The organism is Pseudoduganella sp. RAF53_2 (assembly GCF_052113985.1).
GTDB lineage: Bacteria > Pseudomonadota > Gammaproteobacteria > Burkholderiales > Burkholderiaceae_D > Rugamonas.
This window is the reverse complement of sequence record NZ_JBFRDW010000410.1, coordinates 1-5,450: the sequence shown is the minus strand read 5'-3', so window position 1 is coordinate 5,450 and position 5,450 is coordinate 1. Positions and strand designations below refer to the sequence as shown.

Below are 5,450 nucleotides of genomic sequence, written 5' to 3'. Positions count from 1 at the left end.
GAATCGCGATGCGCGACTCCCGCTCCCGCTCCCGCTCCCGCTGCCGCTGCCGCTGCCGCTGCCGCTGTCGCCGCTGCCGATATCGCTGGCTTTGTTGTCGCGGCCGTGACGCGTACGGGGGCGGCGTCGATGCCGCCGAGGACTGGGGCGGCGCTGGGGCGCCATGAGGCGGCGCGTAATGCGTCGGCGAAGGGCGCGACGGCGCTGGCCATTGCGGGCGTGTGCGAGGCGACGGCGACGGGCAGTTGCTGCGCGCGGGCGCCCGCCGCAGCGACAGACTGCATGAGCGCGTGCGCCGCGTCGGCCGGGCCGCCGGCGATCACGCTGTGCTCACTGGTCTCAATCGCAACGTGAAAGCCATGCGGCGCGAGCATCGGCGCGAGCGTGCGCGCTGACAGGCCGGTAATGGCGACCATTGCCTGCGGCTCGCGAACGCAAGCGTCCATCAACTCCGCGCGGCGCCGGGCCAGCGCCACGGCCTGTGGAATGTCGAGCGCCCCGGCAACCCCATACGCCGTCAGCTCGCCAATGCTGTAGCCAGCCACCAGCGCGGGCGCCGGGCAATGCTCGCGCAAGGCCATCCACATTGCCAACCCGGCAGCGACAATGGCAGGCTGCGCGCGCTGATTGCTGAAAATGTCGCCATCGGCGGCGATGGCCAATGAATCGAGCAAGGCCGCCGCGCGTGCATCGCCGCGCGCCAGATCGAACATGGCCGCATGCTGCCCACCTTGTCCGGGGCAGAGAATCAGCAGACGGCTTCTCATGGTGGCAGCGTGACCAGGCTGTGAACGAAGCAGGTTGCCGCCAGCAGGTCGGCCGCACCGCCCGGCGACAGACGGCGGTCAACAAACGTAAGATGACAATCCAGCGCTGCCTCGCGCCACTGCGGATGCTGCGTTCCGCCACGTTCCATGAAACGCTGCGCCGAATCGCGGACGATGCGCGCGCCATCGGCGCCGCCGCGGTGATAGACGTTGGTATCGCTGATATGGCCCATCAGCGCGAACAGCGCGTCGATGCGGGCATGCAGCATTGGTGCGCCGCGTTCGAGCGTCCGCTGCAGGGCCGGAAGACCGATTTCGAATACGGATGGCAGGCCAAGCGCGCCTTCTTCACGCGCACCGCTGGCGGCATGCTGGGCGGCGGCTTGCAGGCCGTGGGAACTGCCGCTGGCTTGCGTGTGCGCGGCCAGTTCTTCGCTCCAGCGCAGCAGCAGGGCGGTGCGCAGGGCGGCTGGCGTCAGCGTCATGTTTTGCGCGCGCAGGCGCCCCATGGCCGCGCACAGCAGGCCGACGCAGAAGATCGCGCCGCGATGCGTGTTGATGCCGCGCGTGGCGGCCAGCATGCGCTTTTCGGCGGCGATACCGAGGCGCTTCAGTTCTGCAAACGGCGCGTCGTGGTAGCCCGCTTCGCAAATGTGGGCGAAGTAATGGCGCAGCGAGAACAGGCTACGCAGGAAGGTGGTGGCGTCCATATCGGCATGGCTGCCGGTGTCGATGAAGGAGACCAGGCCGGGTTTGGGGTAGAGGGCCAGCTCGATGTACAGCGCCCGCACGGCGCGGCGGGCGACTTCCCGTGATAGCAGGCGCGCAGCGCGGACTGATGTTGCGCAAGCTGCGGGCGCGCGCGCGGGCTGGCGCCCCGGCGCAAGGCCCTGAGTCGCGCTAGGGTGCGGGCTTGGGCGGCCGGGAATGGCTGGGGCGGAGGTAGTCATGCGTTCTCCAGCGCGGCGCGCAGCGAATCTGTGGTGGCGAGGTGCACGGACCCGGTGGCTTTGACCAATACACGCGCTGTATTCTCGCGGGCGGCGTGCCATTCTTTCCATGCGACGGCGCGGGCGTTGGGGAAGGCGATTTCGCCGTCCAGCGGCAGGTTGGCGAGATGGAAGGCGAGCAGCCTGCTGCCTTCATCAAGTTGCTGGATGCTCGATGGACGGAACTGGACGTCGATATCGGAACCATCGCGCAAGTAGGGCTGGCCGGTCAGGGCTTGCAGGGCCAGCGAGCCGTAGACGCGCATGTCGTAGGCCGCTGCGTCTTCAGCGAAAGCGTCGAAGGCGGCATGCCAGCGCTCAGGGAGGGCGGGCAGGACTTCGTGCAGGGCGAGCGGGGCGCGGTGATGGGCGATGTGCGAGGCGGGGACCATCAGAGGAAGGCGCAGTTTCGTGCCGTCCGCATCGGGCGGCACAGCGATGCCCGCGCAGACGATGTCGTCCGGTGTGTCGGGCTCGCGGCGGCGCACGATCAGAGGCCAGTCCGCATCGCGCCAGCGTTGCAGGGCAGCGAGCGTGGCCGCTTGCGCTGTGCAGAGAGCGTCCCAGGCGGCAGGCTTGAGCCAGACTAAGTCATGCCGCGCGAACATGGGTGCCGCTCATGATGGCGTCAATGACTGGCTGCGCCATTTTGCGTCCGCCACGGGCCAGGCCTAGCGCGCTGCGCTGGTCGGTACGCGGTGCGTCGGCGAGGGCGGAGGCCAGCGAAGCGGCCAGGTCGCCTTGCCAGATCGCCTGTAAGCCGCCCATGCGCAGATAGTTCTCCGGACCCGGCGCAAATACCGGATTGCTCTTGGCCAGCTCGGTCAGCGTCTCCTCTGGCACCTTGGTGATGCGCGCCATCGCTGCCAGCGCCATCACGCGGATCGTCGCATCGGGCAGCGCATAACAGGAATCGGCCATCAAGCCGCTCGTAATGAAGCCCCCGGATAGCGCCTGGTCGTACACCAGACCAATCACGCGGTGCCCTTTACGGCGGGCCAGGTCCACGCATTTGCCCAAGTGAGCCATATAGCTATTGATGCCCAACATCTCGTCGCGGTGGCGCAGGCGCTGGCCTTGCGTGTCGACCAGCATGACGATCGGACGCCCCGGATGCGAACGTACGGTCGCCAGAATCGCCTTGGCCTGCGCCAGCGCGATTTCCACACCAATTGGTGCGTGGCCGGTAGTGCCGATGACGGTGACCGTCTGGCCCTCAACCGTTGCGGAGCCGCTCAGGAACTGATCGTGTTCGGTGATATCGTGGCCCTGTGGGAAGAGGGCGTTTGCCAGTGTGTTCCAGTCCATCTTCAAGCTCCCTGGCGGTGCGGGTTGGCGGCGGCCGTGAATGCTTCCACGTCGAGCATGGGCACGTCGGAGGGTTTAGCGACGCCCATGGCGGCCCAGACGTCGAGCGGATCGGGCAGGGCGCCGAAACGGGCGATGCGCTGCTCCAGCATGTGCTGCTCTGCTTCCAATGCTTCCAGCGTCAGAGCGACAGGGCCTTGTTTGGCTGCTGCGACGGCTTCCATCGCGGCAGCGCGGAAGGATGGAATGCTGTCGTCCACGATGCGATGCACATCGCCCATCAGATAGCGATGCTTGCCGCCTGTGGTGCGCCACACCAGCGCGCGGTCGCGCGAGTCGAATTCTTCAACACCGTTGGCCGTCTCAATCACTTCGGGGCCGGACATTGCCAGGCGGCCTTCTTCGGAAATAATCAGCGTATTCGCGCAGCGGGCCACGATACCCATGCCGCCAAACGCGCCGTTCGAACCGCCGATCAGTACGATCACGGGAATGCCCGCATCGCGCGCATCCAGCACCGCGCGCATTACTTCGGACACCGCGATCAGACCGGCATTGGCTTCGTGCAATCGAACGCCGCCGGTTTCCAGCAGCAGCACCACGGCATCGGGGCGCTCGGCAACAGCGCGGCGCAGGAGCCCGACCAGCTTGGCGCCATGGACCTCGCCGACGGCGCCGCCCATAAAGCCGCCTTCCTGGGCAGCAGCAAATACAGTAGCGTCGCCCAGCCGTGCGCGGCCGACGACCACGCCATCATCAAAGGCCACCGGTGCGTTCAGTTGCGCCAGATGCGGACTGACCACGCGCTGCGCGGGACTGACGAATTCTTCGAACGAATCGAACAGCGCCAGGCGCTCGCGTGCATTGGCTTCCAGGTAGCTGCTCATTTGGCCTCTCCCAGCATGGTTTCCACTGCCTGGTCCATGCGCAGGCTGACTACGGCGRGCGTGGCGCCCATATCGTTGATCGAGATGCGGGTGTCGGCCAGTTGCCAGCGCTGCTGAAAGTCCTGCATCACGGCCTGCCAGATCGGGCCGAAGCCGACGGCGGCAGTCTTGATGTTGATTTCGCAGGCATCGTTCAGTGACGCGCTCTCGATCAGGACTTCCAGATTGCCTGAACTGACCACGCCTACAATCTTCGGCTCATTGGCCAGCTTGCGGGAACCTTGTTCGAATCGGTAATTGAGTGTTTCCATAGTTCGCTCCTACCAGTTGCGGAAGCGCTTCGGCGGATCGTACAGACCGCCGGATGCCCGCACCAGGTCTTTCATGTTCTTTGCCGCCAGCAGATCGCGCGTAGCCTGGCGCTTGTCGATGCCGAGGTCTTCGGCGCGCGTGATGATGCCGCGGTCGCGCAAGTCTTCGACCATACGCTTGTTGCGCGCCAGACCGACTGGCGTATAGCCCGCTACGCCGCGAATGGCCTGCTCGCGTTCTTCCGCGGTGCGGCACATCAGCAGATTGGCGATGCCTTCCTCGGTAAGGATGTGGGTGACGTCGTCACCGTAGATCATCACGGGCGGGATAGCCATTTTGGCCTGTTCGGCCAGTTCCCACGCATCCAGCCTTTCAACGAAGGCAGGCTGCATATGCTCGCGGAAGGTTTCCACCATCTGCACCACCAGCTTCTGGCCGCGCGGAATGGCGCTGGTACCGGCACGGGCCTGCTCGCCGGCCTTCAGCCACGCTGGACTGGCGTGGCGGCGGCCGCGCGCATCGGCGCCCATATTCGGCGCCCCGCCGAAGCCTGCGATACGGCCCAGGGTAGCGGTGGACGAGTTGCCTTGCAGGTCGATCTGCAAGGTCGAGCCGATGAACATATCACAGGCATAGTGCCCCGCCGCCTGGCAGTAAGCACGGTTGCTGCGCATGGAGCCGTCCGGACCGACCGCGAAAATGTCAGGCCGTGCACGAATGTAGTTCTCCATGCCCAGCTCGGAGCCAAAGGAATGGATCGAATCCACGAAGCCCGCCTCGATGGCGGGAATCAGGGCAGGGTGCGGATTCAGCGCCCAGTTGGTCGCGATCTTGCCGCGCAGACCCAGCGACTCGCCATAGGTCGGCAGCAGCAATTCGATGGCAGCCGTGTCGAAACCGATGCCGTGGTTCAGGCGCTTGATTTCGTATTCGGCATAGATGCCCTTGATCGCCATCATGGCCATCAGCACCTGGATTTCGGAGATCTGCGCTGGATCGCGCGTGAACAGTGGCTCAATATAGTAGGGCGTCGGCGATTCGACCACGAAGTCCACCCAGTCACCCGGAATGTCAATACGCGGCAGTTCGTCCATGATCTTGTTGACCTGAACGATCACGATGCCGTTCTTGAAGCTGGTCGCTTCCACGATGACCGGCGTGTCCTCGGTGTTCGGACCGGTGTAGAT

At 65.6% G+C, this 5,450-nt stretch carries 7 protein-coding genes; all 7 read right to left on the bottom strand.

The window, feature by feature from the left end; genetic code table 11:
- The coding region (locus AB4Z11_RS21505) for an ACP S-malonyltransferase (RefSeq protein WP_442027558.1) at positions 1-767 on the bottom strand (767 nt) is incomplete at its 3' end.
- Positions 764-1,717 (bottom strand): triphosphoribosyl-dephospho-CoA synthase MdcB, encoded by a 954-nt coding sequence (mdcB, locus tag AB4Z11_RS21500; RefSeq protein WP_442027557.1) that lies wholly within the window; start codon positions 1,715-1,717, stop codon positions 764-766. The genes mdcB and AB4Z11_RS21505, both read right to left, overlap by 4 nt.
- Positions 1,714-2,364, bottom strand: coding sequence for a malonate decarboxylase holo-[acyl-carrier-protein] synthase (mdcG, locus tag AB4Z11_RS21495; protein WP_442027556.1), 651 nt, complete (start codon positions 2,362-2,364; stop codon positions 1,714-1,716). Before mdcG ends, mdcB begins: the two co-directional genes overlap by 4 nt.
- A complete protein-coding gene (mdcE, locus tag AB4Z11_RS21490; protein ID WP_442027555.1) occupies positions 2,348-3,064 on the bottom strand; it encodes a biotin-independent malonate decarboxylase subunit gamma in 717 nt (238 codons plus the stop codon). Before mdcE ends, mdcG begins: the two co-directional genes overlap by 17 nt.
- A 2-nt stretch (positions 3,065-3,066) precedes the next feature.
- Complete coding sequence (locus tag AB4Z11_RS21485; RefSeq protein WP_442027554.1) at positions 3,067-3,951, bottom strand: biotin-independent malonate decarboxylase subunit beta; 885 nt, start codon at positions 3,949-3,951, stop codon at positions 3,067-3,069.
- A complete protein-coding gene (gene mdcC / locus AB4Z11_RS21480; RefSeq protein ID WP_442027552.1) occupies positions 3,948-4,262 on the bottom strand; it encodes a malonate decarboxylase acyl carrier protein in 315 nt (104 codons plus the stop codon). Before mdcC ends, AB4Z11_RS21485 begins: the two co-directional genes overlap by 4 nt.
- A gap of 9 nt (positions 4,263-4,271) precedes the next feature.
- Positions 4,272-5,450: malonate decarboxylase subunit alpha (locus AB4Z11_RS21475; RefSeq protein WP_442027551.1), on the bottom strand; the 1,179-nt coding region annotated here is incomplete at its 5' end.

What these genes read in the sequence shown, in the direction of transcription:
- mdcB (WP_442027557.1), bottom strand. Translation starts at nt 1,717, where the DNA reads ATGACTACCTCCGCCCCAGCCATTCCCGGCCGCCCAAGCCCGCACCCT.
- mdcG (WP_442027556.1), bottom strand. Translation starts at nt 2,364, where the DNA reads ATGTTCGCGCGGCATGACTTAGTCTGGCTCAAGCCTGCCGCCTGGGAC.
- mdcE (WP_442027555.1), bottom strand. Translation starts at nt 3,064, where the DNA reads ATGGACTGGAACACACTGGCAAACGCCCTCTTCCCACAGGGCCACGAT.
- AB4Z11_RS21485 (WP_442027554.1), bottom strand. Translation starts at nt 3,951, where the DNA reads ATGAGCAGCTACCTGGAAGCCAATGCACGCGAGCGCCTGGCGCTGTTC.